This window comes from Exiguobacterium sp. UBA6282 (genome assembly GCF_002440475.1).
In the GTDB taxonomy this organism is placed as follows: domain Bacteria; phylum Bacillota; class Bacilli; order Exiguobacteriales; family Exiguobacteriaceae; genus Exiguobacterium_A.
Map to the genome: position 1 here is coordinate 1 of NZ_DJUM01000040.1, position 16629 is coordinate 16629.

Here is a 16629-nt window from a genome sequence, read left to right on the forward strand (position 1 = left end):
CAGTCGGTACTCACTCCGCCAGAACAATCACTACGCCTGATGCTATTTGATTTTAATCAACGCTTACCACGCGCCCTCAAGCGGCGAAGCCATGAATCGTTGACAGACTGGACAGAGCGTATTCATCTGGTGACGCCACTCTCACCTTATTTCGTCACTCGCTACGCGACGCAAGCGGAAGTGGAGGCACTCGACGCACAAGAAATTCACCATTTCGAACAAGATCTTGCGCACTATTTAAAGACAAAGCTCTCCCACTAAACTACAAAGGAGACTACATATGCTACGATTCGGCATCAATCAATGGCTTCGGCAGCGCGGGAAATTCATCCTGACGCTCGTCGGTGCCCTCATCATCAGCGCCGGACTCAGTCTGATGTTCAACTTGACGGACTCCAGTCAAGGCACGGTCGAACAGACGTTACAGAAAAAATGGTCATCCGCCTACGATATCGTCGTCCGACCAAAAGGCAGTCAGATGTCGACGGAATCGAGTAATTTGCTCGAACCCAATTATCTCAACGGAATCAACGGTGGGATTTCGTTTAAGCAGTACCAACAAATCAAACAAATGAACGAGATTGATATCGCAGCTCCTGTTGCTGTCATGGGATATGCCAATATCGGCATCTCAATTCCAAATCAAATCCACTTTCCGGACAAGCCTGGTATTTATCGACTGAGTAATTCACATTATGGTGCTGGTGGATTTTCAAAAGAACTCATTGCACAGGATAGTGCCTACTTTTCAACTATTGAAGAACCGCTCGTTCCTCCAAACACGCGATTGATCAGTCTTCAAGATCCGCAAGATTTTTCATCCGTACAACCCTTTACCTATAGTCTTATCGTCGGAATCGATCCGGAGGCGGAAGCGCAACTCGTCGGTTTGGATAAGAGCATCCTGAATCAGAAGAAGTTTCGTTACTTCAATCAAGAGGATGTTCCCTCAGCCAGCAAGGAGAGTTCTAACGCATTCAACATTCCGGTATTGATCAATCCAAAATCCTTCAATACGGGATATAGTCAATTCAAGTTAGAACAAGTTAACGTCGATCTGAAAACGAAACAAGCACGTGATACATTCTATCAACGACTAGCTAAATCGAACGATCCTCAACCTCTCGATCAAGAAAAACGCAAGATCATCCAAGACATTAAAGTCGATGCCTCTAAAGTCGAGAGCGTTTATTTCGATTCTCTACTCGGTCAAAAAACTAAGGTACTTCCGCAAGCAGAAGCATATACTAACGCTCAACTCGTCGCCCAGACAGGCTCTTTGACATATCAAACGGTGAAGAGTCCGTTCCCTACACGATGGAAGGATGCTTATGAAGTGCATACAGCACCTACTGCATTCAAAAACGCTATATTACCATCCTCTTATCTTCCGAAGCGCGGCTTCCGGACCGTAGATTCTTATGAAATAAAAATGAAAAAATCGGATCAATCTGATTTTAAGTCAATGAATCCTTATCTGACGTTCAATGTCGTCGGTTTGTATGATCCGAACAAGATCAATGTGTCCAAAGATCCATTGAACGAATTACCGATGGAGACCTATCGACCATCGGCTGCGAGTATCGTACTTGACTCAAAAAATGAACCGGTCAATCCTGCCCAACTGATCAATACGACCGGGAATCCAGTTGGTCTGTTGACGAATTCTCCAAACGTTCTCACGACAGTCGATAGTGTCAAAAAGGTGATGGGCGATCAATCGATTTCATCGATCCGGTTGAAAGTAAAGGGTGCTTCTTCTGTCGGTGAACAGTCGGATAAAACCTTACAGCGCATCAAGTCGGAAATCGAACGAGATACTGGTCTCGTCGCTACGATCACCAAGGGTTCCTCCCCTCAACCGGTCGTCACGAAGGTCATCGATGACGGCAAAACGCTCGGTTGGATCGAACAGCCGTGGATCCATATCGGTGCCGCGATGACGATTTTCCGTGAGACGAGTGTCGGTTTCTCAGGCGTCATCTTCGCGATGCTCGCAGTCGCCATCGTTTATGTCCTTGCAACGAGCTACGTCTCGATGCTCGCTCGCCGGAAAGAGTTCGCTGTTTTGCTCGCACTCGGTTGGCGGACGAAGGATCTCTATAAAATCGTCTTGATTGAGGCGGCGATACTCGCTGGATTCGTTTCAACAATCGCCTTGATCGTCGAAAGCATCTTCTCATATGTCCGTAATGAAGCGATGAACGGCTGGAGCCTTCTCTGGATCGCACTGTTCAGTCTTGTCATCTACCTCGCCGGCGCCTCCTGGTCGGCGTGGACGATTCGCCGCATCTCGCCGTACGAAGCGATCAAGACTGGCGAATACGCGAAAGCGGCTCGTGTCGGACTGAAGCTTCGTTCGACGATGACACTTGCACTAAAGGAACTGATCGGGAAATGGAAACGCAATAGTTTGTCCGTCCTCTCGATCGCTCTACCAACGGCACTACTAACGTTCTTCTTGTTCGTGACGTTCCATCTACAAGGTGTTCTTTACACGTCATGGCTCGGTCAATTCGTTGCCCTGCAAGTCGGTCCGATGCATTACGTGACGATGGGTGTTGCCATCACAATCGCCATTTTGACGACGGGTGAGATCATGTGGCAAAACGTCACCGATCGCCGCGCCTCACTCGCCGTCCTAAAAGCACTCGGCTGGACGAACGGTGCGATCCGTCAATTGATTGTCCTTGAAGGTTTCCTTGTTGGTCTGATTTCTGGAGTGATTGGGCTGATTGTCGCCTACACGACGATTTATGTCTTGTACGATCTTGTTCCATGGAATGAACCGTTATTGATAGGCGTGTCGCTTGCCTTACCGATTCTGTTCGGTGTCATCGCCGCCTTCATCCCAGCACAATTGGCAGCACGTGTTCAACCGTACCAAGAACTGAAAGATGCTTCGTAAACTAAGGAGTTGTACACATGAATTCTATTCAAGCAATATTTTTTGACCGAGACGGAACGATTGGTGGAGATAACACCGTCCACTATCCCGGAACGTTTACGTTATTCCCTCACGTCGCTTCACTAATGGAACGCTTACGTAATCAAGGTATGTTATTGATTGCGTTTACGAATCAGCCTGGTATTTCAAAAGGACTCGCGCGTGAAGAGGAGTTCCGGACAGAATTACAGGACTTCGGCTTTGATGACATACTGATTTGTCCGCATGCAGCGGAAGATCATTGTTCCTGTCGCAAACCATCACCAGATTTATTATGGCAAGCTCAAGTAAAACACGATCTCCGACTCGATCAATGTGTCGTCATTGGGGACCGATGGAGTGATATGATGGCAGCTGCTCGTGCCGGATGTATCAAAATCTTAGTCCGGACAGGTGCCGGAGAGAGCTCAATCCGCGATTACGCCGACCGATTAGAGCAAGCAAACGTCGACTATATCGCCGACGACTTGGCAGAGGCAATCGCTTGGCTCGACAAGCAAAACTGAATAAACGAAAAGGCGCGACTTCCGTTTACGGAATTGCGCCTTTTGTTATTTCTTGGAACGTTTCGATTGAGAAGCTACGAAGATACTGTTCGCTAACACAAAAAAGATTGCAAACCATGTCCAAAATGACATGCTACCGCCTCCTTTTGATGATGCGAGGGTACTTAAACTGTCTTCTTGTTCTTACCAAAAAGTTCCTGCAATCATTTGTTAGCGATTTTTCGTAATAGATAGAGTGCATAGATGATCGATGGGATCGCCATCGCCATAAGAATGAGATGGACACTCCCAAATAAAAGATTCATTGCTAGACTAAAATCTGACACTTTTGTTTCCTCCTATATTTCGATGGTTCTTTTATATTTATTCTACTATAATAATGCATTTACTATTTTTTGAACCCTTACAATTATGTAATAATTTTCAATTCGGCTTCATCACAAGGAGATTCACGTTACACTGAACGTACGAAATAGAGGTGAATACGTTGCATGCTTTAACGAAACAGCTGACTGATTATATGCTCGAGAAATATCATTTAACTGATTATGTGCTCTATGAATCGTCCTACACGCAAAACAAAATGAACGACCAAACCGGTTACTCTTTCGAAACGTTCTGGATTCCGCGTGGTACATCGGTCATCGAGGAAGAGGATGGCACCATGCTTCCTGAAGGAACGGTGCAGATTGCGATAAATCCTGTCACGAAACGAACGACAACGTTATCCTTACACGGTCAGATCCTGGTTCATTCCGTACCGAACGACTTACGTGATATCAGCACTCGTATCGCTTGGCTCGAGTCAGAAACCAGCATGATCCATGGTACACATTTCATACTCGAAAAAGACGACGAAACTTTTTTCAGTTATGTGAGTTGTTACGACGGAGTCCGGCTGTCTCCCGGTTGCTTCATCCATCTGACGTTAACGGAAAATGGTCAACTCGACGAGTTGTTCATATACGGTCCTCATCCGCTTGATCACCGAGTGGAATCAAAATCTTTCACCTTAACACTTGAGGAAATTGAATCGCTAACCAAACAACAAATAAAATGGTTTTCCTACCCTAAAACAGGAAATCAATACGCGCATACCGTCGCTGAGGCGTTCGTGACGCAAGAAGCGTCTATCCTTGTTCCAAGTAAACTAGATAACACATCATCCATCGAAGTGAATGATGTGTTATCTTGGACAGGTTTATCGTCTAAGACGCATGAACGGTATCCGTTTCAATCTGGAGAAACCGTGACCGCGAATGACGTGATCACGCAGACCGAACATCCGGATTTTCGTCCGATTCCGCAGGAGACTGCGGACGCTTGTCGCGCCGTGATCAAAGACCTCATACAAAACGAGTATTCTGCCGATTCCGGACAATGGATGCTTCGGCACATTTACCGACAAGATCCCTACCTTGCTGTCACGTTGTCACGCACGCATCCGACGTCCTATGTCGATCAGCAGCGACGCGTCACGATTCTCCTTGACGAAAAGACACTTGACTGGATTAGCTTGACCGACAATCAGGAACTCCATACCGCGCTCGCATCCGTTACTGCACCAAAGCTCGAGGATGATCAGCAAGACATCATCTTCAATACATTACGTCCGTACCTTTTGCTCACACCGCGTTATGTATTTGACGCTTCAAAAGGTCACTATGTTCTTTGTGGTTTGCTCAACTCGAACCATGTTTTCTTACCCGCAACAAATAAGGTCGTTTTAATACGTGATCTATAAAGTGAAATTAGATACGAAGGAGTGAACGAGTTGCATCCATTAACGAAAGATTTAATCTCCCATATCCAAGACAAATATCAACTGAACGATTATGTCTTACATGAAACCTTCTATCGCCGTGAAAAAATTCATGGTGAAACGCAATATTCGCTTGAGACATGTTGGTTCCCCATCAATCACGGTCCTTGGTCTGAAGACGAGAGTTATCCAGACGGTACGATAGAGATCCAAGTCGATACGGCTACAAAACGAACGACATCAATCAACAAACATGGTGATGTCGCGATTCATTCTCTTCCAGAGGATTTACGCGATTCAGACATACGGATTGCTTGGCTTGAGCAAGAATTAGGAATGACGTTCGAGAAGCAGTTCATGTTCCTTACGCATCAAGATTCCCTGTATCAGTATGTCAACTGTCATCACGGAATTCGCCTCTCCCCTGGTCTGTTCATATCGCTTGAGCTAACGAATGAAGGAGTTCTCGATTCTTTCAGTGTCTATGGAACCCCCGCGCTGAGTAACAAGTATTCGACTGAACCGTTCACATTGTCACCTATACAAATCGCACCAATCATATCAGAACAAATACGGTTCTTTTTTGCACCTGATGAGCAACAACCAATACAAGCGCATGCAATTGAAGAAATCTTTGTTTCTCAAGACGGCTTGCGCACGTATCTTCTAAGTAATCCCGAAACTTCGTCCGTTGCCATGAACGAGATCGTGACATGGGACAAACCGTCCACCTTCTCCTATACGCGCAAATTGATTAAGCGGCGAGACGCTGTCACGGCACGCGATGCCGAAGCTCAAACGCCACATCCGGATTACCGACCGTTGACTGACGAGATGCTGGAAACATGTCAGTCGATTGCTGTAGATCTCATCGCTGCCGAATATCCGGAGGAGTCCGGAGCGTGGACGATTCAAGAAATCCATCGGAATTTTCCATTCATTAACGTAGTAGTACGCCGGACTCGTCACGACATAAATCTCGCTTACAAACGTCGTTTAACGATTCTTTTGATCGAAGATACTTTTGAAGTCAGCCTAATCGTTGATAATGAAGCATTTATTGACCTCTATCATGACTCGACACAAGGATTGCCTGATAGCGTGCCCAAAGAAGTCATACGTCACGCACTCATGCCTTACCTGACATTGAAACCGTATTATGTTTTCGACCGGGCACTTGACCACTATGTTCTCTGTGGTTTGCTTGACTCGAACCACGCTTACTTACCGGCAACAAATGAGGTCGTCTTACTCGAAGACCTGTATGTCATTTCAGCCACTGATTGATTCGCTTCTTTACTATTTGCGGAAGAACGAGGCTTCTCAGCTGTTCGAGACGCTTACGGTCCACTCCCTGTTTTGTAAATACGTCTTCAATCATCGTGACCTTTTGTTCTCGTCCTGGAATCAGTTGATAAATGACATACCAATCAACGAGTGACATGAACGGACGTCCAGCTGAATCGATTGATTGTTCATCAAACGGATAGATGAACACGCCCTCGCAATGACGAATCTGCAGTCCGCTCATCAAATCGATATCGATTCCTGCAATGATAAATTCCTGGAACACTTCCGTCGCGTAAAGTGACGTCTTGTCTTGTTCGACGACAGTCCCCATGTCCGCTAACAGTTGGACTGCTCGTTCGGCGTCCTCTAACGCGACGACGAGATCGATGTCGCGCGGTACAACTGGTAGTCCATGCTGCGCCAACAATAATGAACCACCGATACCAAAATGAATCCGTTCTTGCTGCAAACACGCGACGACTTTTTCTAAGACTTGCTCAAGACTCATCGCCGGAACCCCGCTGCTCGAAACGGTCCTTCCATCGAAATCGTAAAGATGATTCGCGCAATTTCATCCGGTGATGTCTCATTTGGGTGGCTCAACCAGGATTCGATGACACCGAGATGGGCGGCTGAGAGATAGGCAATGAGATAATTTTCTGGAACGAGACGTTCTCCTTGTTCCGGTAGGNNAGTCCCGAGAACAGAATCTGTTGCATGTAATCACGGACCCGCTTCCGAAACATCCCGTCACTCGTCGGACTGAGTAAGATCCGCATCAGCGTCCGGTGTTCATAAAGAAACGTTAGAAACGGGATGATTCGTCGGTATGGTGAGTCCTCCGTTTTGTTGATCAGGACGAATGGAATCTCGCGTTCGAACGTCGCTTCGATCTTTTCAAAAACCTCATTCGTCATCCGCTCGAGCAGTTCGTATTTATCCGCGTAATGATGGTAGAACGTTCCGCGATTGACTTCCGCCCGTTCCGTCAACAACTTAATCGTCACGGCGTCAAAACCGACTTCGTCGATCAGCTGAAGGAACGTCTCGCGTATCCTCCGGTCGGTCCGGATAACGCGTAAATCCTGTTTTTTCATCGAAATCGCCTCTTTCTTCAACAGTTTTTCAGGAAGTGTCGCTTAAGCGACAGATGAACATTAACTGGTCATTGCTCCCAGTTTCTCTCCCTTTTATAATGAAATTAATCAACACGTTGTTCAATAATTATTTTATAAAAAGGAGGGAGAATACGATGGATTTACAACTACACGGTGTATCGAAATCGTTTCATCAACAGGACGTCCTCCAACAGATTGATCTTTTGATTCCGTCTGGTGAGATTTGTGGCTTGCTTGGTCCGTCAGGTTCCGGTAAGACGACGTTGATTCGCTTGATGATCGGCGCGATTCAAGCAGATGCTGGAACGATTCAAATCGGTGACACCTTGATGCCGAACTTTAAGATGCTTTCGCAAATCGGTTTCATGCCACAAAACGATGCTCTATACGAGGATTTATCTGGCCTTGCGAACCTGCAGTTTTTCGGTTCCTTATACAACATGTCTCGTCAGGACTTAGCAAAACGCATCGAAGAAGTGTTAACACTCGTCGATTTAACGAATGATCAAAAAAAGCTTGTCCGTCATTATTCCGGCGGGATGAAGAAACGATTGTCCCTTGCCATCTCAATCCTACATCGTCCAAGTATTCTATTTCTGGATGAGCCGACCGTCGGGATTGATCCCGTGTTACGCCGCCAGATTTGGAATCAATTCCAAGCGATTCGTGCGCAAGGCACGACGATTGTCGTCTCGACCCATGTCATGGACGAAATCAATGAATGTGACCGGGCAGCATTGATCTATAACGGTCGAATCATCGCCTACGATCCGCTCGACCGTTTGCTCGCACAGACTGAAAACGGTCAGGTCGAGGAACTATTCCTGCTCGCTGGAAAGGACGTGACATAATGTGGCATCTCGCACGACGGGTCATCCGTCAAACGTTGAACGATAAACGAAGCGTCGGACTGATTTTGCTTGCTCCATTGTTAATCTTCACCTTAATCTATTTCCTACTTGGAAACGATGACTACACACCTGTCGTCGCCATCAGTCAAGATGTACCGACTCCAGTCTCACAAGCGATCGAAAAACAGGATCTGTCGCTTAAAACGTATAACGGCAGTGATGCGGACGCCTATCTCAAAGATCATGAAACGGTTGACGTCGTCTTAGACATGAAAAACGACCAACTAGCTTTGAACCTCCGCGAACCTTCGACGAAAAGTTCCAAAGCACTACGCGAGATTCAAGCTGGACTTGCGTCACTGCAACCGACGATGCAACTCGAGACGAACTATCTGTACGGGGATGTTGATCAATCGACCTTTGATGCGCTCGGATTCGTCTTTTTATCGCTATTCTCCTTCTTTTTCGTCTTCATCTTGTCAGCGATGGCACTCGTCAAGGAGCGCAGTGGTGGCACGCTCGAGCGGTTGATGATGACACCGATTCGCCAAACCGACGTCATCTTCGGCTATACGCTCGGTTATAGCGTCTTCGCCTCGATCCAGGCGATTCTTGTCGTCCTGTACGCGACGATCGTTCTTGACTTACCGTCTGAAGGTTCGAGCATCTGGGTCTTCCTGACGATGCTTGGACTTGCCGTCGTCGCGGTCTTGTTCGGGGCAACGATTTCGATCTTTGCCCAGTCTGAATTACAAGTCGTCCAGTTGATTCCTTTTACGATCATTCCGCAGATCTTCTTCTCCGGTTTGATTCCGCTCGATTTAATCCCGTACGGACTCGGTAACATCGGATATATCACACCGATTTTCTACGGAGCGAGTGCGATTAAAGAGGTACTCGTCTACGGTAACGGTTGGTCGAGCATCTGGCCGTACTGGCTCGGATTATTTCTCTACGGAGCCGCCTTATTCCTGTTGAACATGCTTGCTCTTAATAAGTATCGCGGACACCAAAAAAGACACGGCTGATTACACGAGCCGTGTCTGATTTTGCTTAAGCTGTTCGAGGAAAGCAGTCCGTCGAGAGGGATCGAGTGTCTGCTCTTCCACGTCGGCATAGCGAACGAGCTGATAGATCTCATGCGGAACCGTGACCTCTAAACGTGTTAACCACTCCGTCAGCGTCTCATGTGTCCGTCGCTGTTGCGCTGGAGCAAGTGACCGATTGAACGCGCGCACTGCTTCACGAATTTTTGAATCAAGAATACTGTCTTCTGATGAGGACTGGACTTCAGGCGTTAGCGNNCGGTTGAATCGTTGTCGACGATACAGATAGAAGATGATCACTAAAGCGACAATCCAAGGAATCACACGAACGATTTGATTGATCGCATCCGTCAAGAAACCTCGTCCAAGCTCAATCGGTTTTTTCTTTTTAGGTTCCTTCCGATATCCTTCGTGCCCGCTTTTTGAAGAATCCAGTTGTTTGATGATTTGCTCTTTTTTCGCATAGATGACCTTTTTAGTCGGTAAAATCGTACTCGGAACACGTACCCAGTTTCCTGTCGATTGATCAATCGGTTGATCAATCGGTGGATCGATCAATGCCTGATACGATAGTTTAACACCTACGACGCCTAAAAATAGTACTAGGCACGTCATGAAAGTCATTCCAATGATTCGACGTCTCATTTCATCCTGCACCTCCAAACCGACTTAAAATCCTTGACACAAGACCTTTTCCCATATGTTACCATGAAAGGAGGCGATTCAGATGAGTTACGAAAAAGTATTTCAAATGCCGATGCAGCAGCTGTATCAGGTATACCGTCAAAAAGTCGAGCGCAAGCAACGGACGCAAGACGAGCTTGATGACGTGCTGTTCTGGTTGACCGGACACACGCAATCAACTCTTGAACAAGCCATACAAACCCAAACTGTCGCAGCCTTTTTCGAGCACGCACCCGACCTGAACGAACGCCGACTTTTAGTCACTGGCGTCATCTGCGGGATTCGTGTGGAAAATCTAACGGATCCGCACATTCGTAACATCCGGATTCTCGACAAACTCGTCGATGAGTTGGCGAAAGGAAAAGCGTTAGCTAAAATCTTACGATAAGGAGGAATGCTGATGTCTACTTTACTCAGTACACTGGCGATCCTCGTCATGGTGACCAGTGTGACCTATTTCATCGTCTATCAAGTCAAACGAAATAAAGGAACTTATCGTTCACCCGTCTATCGACTCGCCTTTAGTGGTCTGTTGGTCGGCTTGATGGTCAGTTATGTTTTGTTGACGTGAGTCGTGATTTTTAGTTGTTGATTTAAACAATAAAATCATTAATACAGTATTTGAAATAATGAAGGAGGTATACGATTGAAGATTCGAAAATGGATTGCTCCGCTTATATTGCTCATCTGTCTCGCCTCACCGAATGCCGCAACAACATATGTGAAATGGACGGTCGCTCCGACGGGTCACTATCTCGAACGTCTTCAAGCGGCTGACATTCCTTATAAAGTCCGTCAACACACGCTTTACATTCAAGAAAAGGATCTGCGCCGCGTCACGTCGTGTTTTACATGACAACGATAGAAAACCCCCTCATTTCAGCGAAATGAGGGGGTTTTCTGATCAATCACGAATTAGCGAATCGTTTTTAATGCCGTTGCCCACGGAATGACTTGATCGAGCATCTGGTTGACCGATGTTTCTTGAACGGCTGCCGCTTTTAAAACCGATCCATTCTCGAAATCAGTGAACAAGGATAACGCTGGATGCACCCGGACATCGGCAATCAATAACTCACCGAGGATGCCACGCAAGTGTTCTGCCGCCCGAGCTNNGCAGAACCGTAAGAGACGATCCCTGCTGCTTTATTGTTCCATTCGACCCGTAGATAATCGAGCGCGTTCTTGAGTGACGCTGCGATTGAGTGGTTGTATTCCTGAACGATGAAGACGAATCCGTCTTGTGCTGCGACATCCTTCGACCAAGCAGCAGCACCTGATGCATCCGCGTCTTTTTCACCTAGAAGCGGTAATTTGTAGTCGGCGATATCAAGAATCGTGTAGTTTGCATCCCCCCGTTGATCCGCGAGTTGTTTGACCCAGTTCCCGACTTGTGGGCTGAGACGTCCTTCACGTGTAGATCCTAAGATGATACCAATGTTTAATTTCTCCATTTTTATTTCCTCCTCTTATTTAGATGCGATTAGTTACGTTATCGTAGCGTTCTATTAAAGGTATTCTTTTTCGATTTTTCGAGTGCTCCGGACCGTATCGATCGGACGGACCATTTGTTCGATCTGTGCTCGTTGTGGCTCAAGGAATGGTGGTAATGACAATTTCTCTCCGACCGTTTCGTATGGCTCATCACCCATGAAACCAGGACCATCCGTTGCCCACTCGAACAAGACACCGCGCGCGACACGAGCGTAGAGCGATTCGAAGAAGAAACGATCGACGTAACCCGATGTGTTGAAGCGTAGCTGTTGCATCCGTTCGATCCATTCCTGTAAGGCAGCCGTATCTTCGACGCGGAAGGCGACATGGTGCACCGTTCCGAATCCTTGACGTCCGCTTGGTAGAACGACATTATGCTCGACGATGACTTGGGCACCGTTTCCGCCCTCACCCATCTCGAACAAATGCAGTGAACCAGCTTGATCGACTTCGCGCATCAACATTGCTTGTTCGAGCACGGCTTTTAAGTTGTTAAATTCTGCGATCCGGATGTGAATTGGACCGAGTCCCGTGATCGCGAACTCGAGTGGCACCGGACCGTTTTGCCACGGTGTGCCGGACGCGACACCTTGATTGTGCTCGTCAGAGATCAACATGTATTGTTGCTCATCGAAATCGACGAACGAGAGCGTCTTCTTGCCGAATTGTTCTTTGATGCCGCGGTGCTTGACGTCATATTTGTCAAAGCGTTTAATCCAGTACTCGAGTGCGGCATCCGTCGGGACACGGAACGCCGTCTTGAAGATTTCACTCGTCCCGTGTGATCCTTTTTGGATACCAGGAAAATCAAAGAACGTCATATCCGTTCCGGCAGATCCTTTATCATCGGCGAAGAATAAGTGATACGTCTGAATGTCATCCTGATTGACGGTCTTTTTGACCAATCGCATCCCTAAGACATTGGTAAAGAAGTCATAGTTTTTCTCGGCACTGCTCGTAATCGCTGTAACGTGATGAATACCTTTTAGTTCATTCATGAAAAATCGCTCCTTTAATCGTTATTATCTCGAATTCGAGATATCAGTCTAAAAAATTTTATTGTTTTTTTGCTTGATAGCCGATTGTTTTGGCTGTCTCGATGAATGCTTCGAGGTCTGACGGGGCTATTCCTTGAAATACTTGATTAATCGCTTGCTCGTGCTTTGGAAAAATCGTTTCCATCAGTTGTTGCCCTTCAGAGGTCAGTTCCGCAAATGTCACGCGCCGATCTTCTGGACATGCTTTACGGAAGACATAATTCTTTTTTTCGAGCTTATCAATGACATAGGTGATGCTACTGCTCGTAATCAAGACTTTTTTCCCAATCAATTGAATCGGTTGCCTGCCCCTGTGAAACAGCAACTCAAGAACCGAAAAATCCGTCGGGTTCAGTCCCCACTGCGCAACGTCCTTCTTGATGACTTCATGTAACGCGTCGACTGCGCGCACCATGACCGTTAATGCTTTCAAGTTCGGGTTCGGTCGTGTCATTTCGTTCACCTCTTTTGTATCTTTAATTCATATATCTTTAATTCGAGATAAATATAACATCTCAATTTTTTTTCGTCAACTGTTTTGATTTACTTTATATCATGATGATAAACACAACGGATTTTCGAAGCGTTCATCATCATTTAAAGCAAAACACGTGCCCTTCTCCTAATAGATAGTGATCTGTTTCCGATTGAATATACGCCGTATCGTCAGGTAAACCGATCGCATTATCCATTTGAGACAAATGTTCCTGAAAACGAGCTGCCCTTCTTTCTTGATTTAAATGCGGACAGATACAGCCACTCAGCCAGCTTTGTCCTGTATCAAGACAGTAATCGTTACCACTTTCTGTCGTGCGAATCCCGGATTCCATCGGATAGATTGCGCCTGCACTGACACCTACGTACCAGGCGCCGCGATCGATGGCTTGCTTGAGGAGTACATTTATTCCAGAGTTCTCAAGTGTCTTGGCGAGTAGAGGATAATTACCACCGCCGACATAGATGATGTCGGCGTGCTGTAATAGTTGTCGTTGTGTATCAATCGTTTGGTTATCGTCAAACAATGTGACGATCGAGACAGTCGCTCCAAGCGCTTCATATGTATCTCGAAATTGTTGTTGGTACAATCGCTCGTCCCGACTTGCCGTCGGCAGGAAGACGATATGCGGTACGTGTGACGTCAGTTGAAAGACATGACGATTGATGACTTGATGAGACGGCGCAATCAGTTGTCCGCCACCGATTAGCATGAGGTTCATCTTATTTCTCCTTTGCAGTGTCTTTTTAGAAAAAGGTGTACAGTCCATGTTCATAATAATCAAATTCTGATCTGGGCAGTTGCTCAAAGCGATAGCCTTCATAAAAGGCATTAAGGGCTTCTCTATCATTGATGATCGGACTGATGGCGAGTGCGATATCATACCGTCGATCGCCTGGTCTCATCGCTCCGACATCGATGAACGACATCGTTCCGTTCGTCGCGACCAACAGGTTGTCCGTCGTACAGTCACCATGAATCCAGCATACATCGATCGGTTGTGGACGAGTCTCTTTTAGACGATCGAGTAAATCCATCGTTCCGGACGCCCAACCAGACGCGACATAACGTTATGCCGTCATGAACCGTTCCGTTAACCAAACATCCGACATTCCTACTGTCGCTCGCTGATGAAAATGGAAGAGATAGTTTCCAAACGCTTGCCACAACTGAATCCGTTGTTCGCTTGTAGCCTGTCTTAACGCTGTCGTCAGCGTCATCCCGTCTCGCCACCCCATCAAGAGATGACTGTGCGGTGCTGTTCTGTCTTTGAAAAAGCCGACGTACTCAGGTAGGAACCCTGGTTCTCGTTGCATCCATTCTTCTAAGACGATTGCTTCTTCTGCGAACCATTCTTGGTATCTTGCTCTTGTAGCAGTCTTGAGTAGGTATTTTCCTGTTTTCGTTTTAACCTGGTAGACCGTCGATGTCCCCCCTTGCTCATCGAGTTTTTCGACGTCCTCGATTGTTCCCGTCATTTGCTCGATGCTTAGACGGGTCTCCTCCGTCATACCGTATATCCCGTGAACGGAACCGGTGTCGACAATCGAATCCAAGTCGATGGTTTTCCGTAAACCGACGCGTCATCGAGAAAACGTTCTAAAGTTGCAACAGACTCCGTTTGCAACTTGACCATGAAGTTATAGCTACCGGTCAGGCGGTGACACTCGACGACTTCCGGATGCCCTTTGAAAAATTCAATCAAACCCGCACACCGCGTCTCTTCAAACATGACGATCGCGAGTAACCCTTGTGCGAGTGCTTCTGGATTAATGACAGCGTGAAATCCTTCGATGATTCCCGCGTCCTCCATTTTTCGGACCCGTTCGATGACGGCTGGAGCTGATAACCCGATTTGTCGCCCGAGTTCCGACCATGGGATTCGGGCATCGTTCTGCAATATCCGAACGATTTGTTGATCAATCTGGTCCATATTCCATCCTCCTTCTGATTCAAAACCACTTTCTTCAAATTAACATGGAATCAAAGGAAAATATAGCCTTTTACTTTGTTTTGCTGCTGTGTTCATCGAGTAGTATTTCTTATACTACTAATAGGAGGTGATACGCATGGAACCAACCTGTGTCCGGTGCCAAGAAACAATTGAAACGACGGTCTATCAATGTTCACATGCTTGTACGTTTTGCGAACCGTGTACAAAAACGCTCGATCATATTTGCCAAAACTGTGGGGAGCTGCTCGAACCCGCCACGCCAGTCACTACATAAAAAGACGGATGCCTCGGCACCCGTCTTTTGTCTATTCAGATCGTCTCTTGTGATTGCCGCTCGGCTAAGCGCCCTTTCGCTTGTTCTTGATGCGATCTGATCGCCGACTCGCCAAGTGCTTTCGCAAGCCCCCGGGTCGGAAGATTGACATACATCGACTCATAATTTCTGACTTCGAACGTCTCGTGAAAGATCCCGACCGCTTCTGATGTCCGTGCCTTCTGATTGAATCGTTTCCACGCCGTCAAATGGCGCGAACCATGGGCATATGCCATCAACTCTTCCGTTGAACGCCAATACTGGATCAACGTCAAGGAACGCCAACCGACAAGCGATTCATGCGAAATCAGTCCGACATCGTTCGCATAACACTCTTGCAGCATCGGTCCCATCGCTTGGACCGTCGGTAACCATTGTCGGACGGAGCGCAGGCGATTGATCCGTAACCCGATGATGAACACGACGACGTCTTTGTTCGGAGTCGCAATGATCCGTTTCATGTCAATTTCCTCCTTCAAGGGCCTCAAGGGAAGCGTCACACCAGTCGAGTAACGCACGTGTCTTCCGAATGCCATAATCAAGCGTCAGCAACCAATAAACGGCGTCGTTTGAGTCAGGATAAGAACGAATCATCGCATCGATCGCTTGATACGTCTCAAGCCGTTCTTCGAGCAATCGCGCGTGCCCCTGAATTTTCTGCAAGGTGACCTCTTTTGAAGCATGTCGAGCGAAGTACAGCTTCNNGCTTGATACGTCTCGAGCCGCTCTTCGAGCAAGCGTGCATGCTCCTGAATCTTCTACATCGTGACGTCTTTTGAAACATGGCGGGCAAAATAAAGCTTCAACAATAAGTCGTTTCGTTGCACTGGCAAATCAACGGATGGTTCAGCGACCCAACGCTCGAGCTCCACATGTCCGTTTTCCGTCAGGGCGAATTGTTTTCGTTCCCCATCCGTGACCTCTTCCACGATTAATCCTTCCGCTTCTAACCGTTTCAGCGTCGGATATACTTGTCCGAAGCTGATTTTCCAAAAGTGGTTCAAGCTCGTATCGATCGTATGCTTCATCTCATAACCAGACGTACATCCGCTCGCAAGAAGTCCGAGAATCGCATAACGGGTCATGTTTTCTTTTGGCATCGGTCCCTCCTATATCTAAAAGATACTATCT

General features: G+C 46.9%; 22 protein-coding genes and 2 pseudogenes. 11 read left to right on the top strand and 13 right to left on the bottom strand.

The features are described 5' to 3' along the window. The 3 genes from B2751_RS10885 to B2751_RS10895 all read left to right on the top strand — a co-directional run. A partial coding sequence (locus B2751_RS10885; RefSeq protein ID WP_290774768.1) for a hypothetical protein occupies positions 1–261 on the top strand: 261 nt, incomplete at its 5' end. 19 nt (positions 262–280) lie between these two features. Continuing rightward, a complete protein-coding gene (locus B2751_RS10890; protein ID WP_290774769.1) occupies positions 281–2908 on the top strand; it encodes an ABC transporter permease in 2628 nt (875 codons plus the stop codon). Between the two features lie 17 nt (positions 2909–2925). Continuing rightward, the gene (locus B2751_RS10895; RefSeq protein WP_035407795.1) at positions 2926–3453 is read left to right on the top strand and encodes an HAD-IIIA family hydrolase; all 528 of its coding nucleotides are present in this window, start codon (positions 2926–2928) and stop codon (positions 3451–3453) included. Positions 3454–3656: 203 nt separating this feature from the next. Here B2751_RS10895 and B2751_RS10900 read toward each other — a convergent pair whose 3' ends face one another. After that, the gene (locus tag B2751_RS10900; protein ID WP_255344362.1) at positions 3657–3779 is read right to left on the bottom strand and encodes a hypothetical protein; all 123 of its coding nucleotides are present in this window, start codon (positions 3777–3779) and stop codon (positions 3657–3659) included. A gap of 161 nt (positions 3780–3940) precedes the next feature. On the opposite strand from B2751_RS10900, the gene B2751_RS10905 reads away from it, so the two are divergent. Beyond that, positions 3941–5197, top strand: coding sequence for a hypothetical protein (locus B2751_RS10905; RefSeq protein WP_290774770.1), 1257 nt, complete (start codon positions 3941–3943; stop codon positions 5195–5197). Between the two features lie 30 nt (positions 5198–5227). After that, a complete protein-coding gene (locus tag B2751_RS10910) occupies positions 5228–6502 on the top strand; it encodes a hypothetical protein (protein ID WP_290774771.1) in 1275 nt (424 codons plus the stop codon). Here B2751_RS10910 and B2751_RS10915 read toward each other — a convergent pair. The 3 genes from B2751_RS10915 to B2751_RS10920 are packed head-to-tail and all read right to left on the bottom strand — an operon-like array spanning position 6483 to position 7602. Then, on the bottom strand, positions 6483–7013 hold the full coding sequence (locus B2751_RS10915; RefSeq protein ID WP_290774772.1) for a nucleotidyltransferase domain-containing protein: 531 nt from the start codon (positions 7011–7013) through the stop codon (positions 6483–6485). The genes B2751_RS10910 and B2751_RS10915 overlap by 20 nt on opposite strands. Further along, a complete protein-coding gene (locus B2751_RS15300; RefSeq protein WP_414655216.1) occupies positions 7010–7153 on the bottom strand; it encodes a TetR-like C-terminal domain-containing protein in 144 nt (47 codons plus the stop codon). Before B2751_RS15300 ends, B2751_RS10915 begins: the two co-directional genes overlap by 4 nt. Beyond that, positions 7105–7602, bottom strand: coding sequence for a TetR/AcrR family transcriptional regulator (locus tag B2751_RS10920; RefSeq protein ID WP_290774773.1), 498 nt, complete (start codon positions 7600–7602; stop codon positions 7105–7107). Before B2751_RS10920 ends, B2751_RS15300 begins: the two co-directional genes overlap by 49 nt. Before the next feature lie 155 nt (positions 7603–7757). Between B2751_RS10920 and B2751_RS10925 the strand changes: the two genes are divergently transcribed. The 5 genes from B2751_RS10925 (at position 7758) to B2751_RS10945 (ending at position 11060) form a co-directional block, all read left to right on the top strand. Further along, positions 7758–8474, top strand: coding sequence for an ABC transporter ATP-binding protein (locus B2751_RS10925; protein ID WP_290774774.1), 717 nt, complete (start codon positions 7758–7760; stop codon positions 8472–8474). Further along, positions 8474–9502, top strand: a complete 1029-nt coding sequence (locus B2751_RS10930; protein WP_290774775.1) for an ABC transporter permease — start codon at positions 8474–8476, stop codon at positions 9500–9502. The genes B2751_RS10925 and B2751_RS10930 overlap by 1 nt, the downstream gene beginning before the upstream one ends. Before the next feature lie 745 nt (positions 9503–10247). Beyond that, positions 10248–10592, top strand: a complete 345-nt coding sequence (locus B2751_RS10935) for a DUF2200 domain-containing protein (protein ID WP_290774776.1) — start codon at positions 10248–10250, stop codon at positions 10590–10592. A gap of 12 nt (positions 10593–10604) precedes the next feature. Continuing rightward, a complete protein-coding gene (locus tag B2751_RS10940) occupies positions 10605–10775 on the top strand; it encodes a hypothetical protein (protein WP_290774777.1) in 171 nt (56 codons plus the stop codon). 75 nt (positions 10776–10850) lie between these two features. After that, on the top strand, positions 10851–11060 hold the full coding sequence (locus B2751_RS10945; protein WP_290774778.1) for a hypothetical protein: 210 nt from the start codon (positions 10851–10853) through the stop codon (positions 11058–11060). A gap of 59 nt (positions 11061–11119) precedes the next feature. Here the strand turns inward: B2751_RS10945 and B2751_RS10950 are convergent. The 6 genes and pseudogenes from B2751_RS10950 to B2751_RS10980 form a co-directional block, all read right to left on the bottom strand. Further along, positions 11120–11658 (bottom strand): annotated as a pseudogene (locus tag B2751_RS10950) (NADPH-dependent FMN reductase). A 54-nt stretch (positions 11659–11712) separates the two neighbouring features. Further along, the gene (locus B2751_RS10955; RefSeq protein WP_290774779.1) at positions 11713–12696 is read right to left on the bottom strand and encodes a ring-cleaving dioxygenase; all 984 of its coding nucleotides are present in this window, start codon (positions 12694–12696) and stop codon (positions 11713–11715) included. Between the two features lie 58 nt (positions 12697–12754). Further along, a complete protein-coding gene (locus B2751_RS10960; protein WP_214860082.1) occupies positions 12755–13189 on the bottom strand; it encodes a MarR family winged helix-turn-helix transcriptional regulator in 435 nt (144 codons plus the stop codon). Between the two features lie 139 nt (positions 13190–13328). After that, the gene (locus B2751_RS10965; RefSeq protein WP_290774780.1) at positions 13329–13952 is read right to left on the bottom strand and encodes a Type 1 glutamine amidotransferase-like domain-containing protein; all 624 of its coding nucleotides are present in this window, start codon (positions 13950–13952) and stop codon (positions 13329–13331) included. Positions 13953–13977: 25 nt separating this feature from the next. Continuing rightward, a pseudogene (locus B2751_RS15305) lies at positions 13978–14742 on the bottom strand (aminoglycoside phosphotransferase family protein). Next, positions 14739–15164 carry an Lrp/AsnC family transcriptional regulator gene (locus B2751_RS10980; RefSeq protein WP_290774783.1) on the bottom strand — a complete coding sequence of 142 codons (426 nt, stop codon included), beginning with the start codon at positions 15162–15164 and terminating at the stop codon, positions 14739–14741. Before B2751_RS10980 ends, B2751_RS15305 begins: the two are co-directional and overlap by 4 nt. Before the next feature lie 136 nt (positions 15165–15300). On the opposite strand from B2751_RS10980, the gene B2751_RS10985 reads away from it, so the two are divergent. Continuing rightward, on the top strand, positions 15301–15459 hold the full coding sequence (locus B2751_RS10985) for a DUF1272 domain-containing protein (protein ID WP_081780359.1): 159 nt from the start codon (positions 15301–15303) through the stop codon (positions 15457–15459). Between the two features lie 35 nt (positions 15460–15494). Here B2751_RS10985 and B2751_RS10990 read toward each other — a convergent pair whose 3' ends face one another. The 3 genes from B2751_RS10990 to B2751_RS11000 form a co-directional block, all read right to left on the bottom strand. Further along, entirely contained in the window at positions 15495–15959 is a 465-nt protein-coding gene (locus B2751_RS10990; protein WP_290774784.1) for a DUF4188 domain-containing protein, read from the bottom strand. 1 nt (position 15960) lies between these two features. After that, on the bottom strand, positions 15961–16308 hold the full coding sequence (locus tag B2751_RS10995) for a hypothetical protein (protein ID WP_290774798.1): 348 nt from the start codon (positions 16306–16308) through the stop codon (positions 15961–15963). Beyond that, positions 16257–16598: a PadR family transcriptional regulator gene (locus B2751_RS11000; protein WP_231496848.1), complete on the bottom strand. Its 342-nt coding sequence runs from the start codon at positions 16596–16598 to the stop codon at positions 16257–16259. The genes B2751_RS10995 and B2751_RS11000 overlap by 52 nt, the downstream gene beginning before the upstream one ends. Between the last annotated feature and the right edge of the window lie 31 nt (positions 16599–16629).

What these genes read in the sequence shown, in the direction of transcription:
- B2751_RS10940 (WP_290774777.1), top strand. Translation starts at nt 10,605, where the DNA reads ATGTCTACTTTACTCAGTACACTGGCGATCCTCGTCATGGTGACCAGT.
- B2751_RS10990 (WP_290774784.1), bottom strand. Translation starts at nt 15,959, where the DNA reads ATGAAACGGATCATTGCGACTCCGAACAAAGACGTCGTCGTGTTCATC.
- B2751_RS10930 (WP_290774775.1), top strand. Translation starts at nt 8,474, where the DNA reads ATGTGGCATCTCGCACGACGGGTCATCCGTCAAACGTTGAACGATAAA.
- B2751_RS10895 (WP_035407795.1), top strand. Translation starts at nt 2,926, where the DNA reads ATGAATTCTATTCAAGCAATATTTTTTGACCGAGACGGAACGATTGGT.
- B2751_RS10925 (WP_290774774.1), top strand. Translation starts at nt 7,758, where the DNA reads ATGGATTTACAACTACACGGTGTATCGAAATCGTTTCATCAACAGGAC.
- B2751_RS10915 (WP_290774772.1), bottom strand. Translation starts at nt 7,013, where the DNA reads ATGAGTCTTGAGCAAGTCTTAGAAAAAGTCGTCGCGTGTTTGCAGCAA.
- B2751_RS11000 (WP_231496848.1), bottom strand. Translation starts at nt 16,598, where the DNA reads ATGCCAAAAGAAAACATGACCCGTTATGCGATTCTCGGACTTCTTGCG.
- B2751_RS10985 (WP_081780359.1), top strand. Translation starts at nt 15,301, where the DNA reads ATGGAACCAACCTGTGTCCGGTGCCAAGAAACAATTGAAACGACGGTC.
- B2751_RS10890 (WP_290774769.1), top strand. Translation starts at nt 281, where the DNA reads ATGCTACGATTCGGCATCAATCAATGGCTTCGGCAGCGCGGGAAATTC.
- B2751_RS10960 (WP_214860082.1), bottom strand. Translation starts at nt 13,189, where the DNA reads ATGACACGACCGAACCCGAACTTGAAAGCATTAACGGTCATGGTGCGC.
- B2751_RS10965 (WP_290774780.1), bottom strand. Translation starts at nt 13,952, where the DNA reads ATGAACCTCATGCTAATCGGTGGCGGACAACTGATTGCGCCGTCTCAT.
- B2751_RS10955 (WP_290774779.1), bottom strand. Translation starts at nt 12,696, where the DNA reads ATGAATGAACTAAAAGGTATTCATCACGTTACAGCGATTACGAGCAGT.
- B2751_RS10935 (WP_290774776.1), top strand. Translation starts at nt 10,248, where the DNA reads ATGAGTTACGAAAAAGTATTTCAAATGCCGATGCAGCAGCTGTATCAG.
- B2751_RS10980 (WP_290774783.1), bottom strand. Translation starts at nt 15,164, where the DNA reads ATGGACCAGATTGATCAACAAATCGTTCGGATATTGCAGAACGATGCC.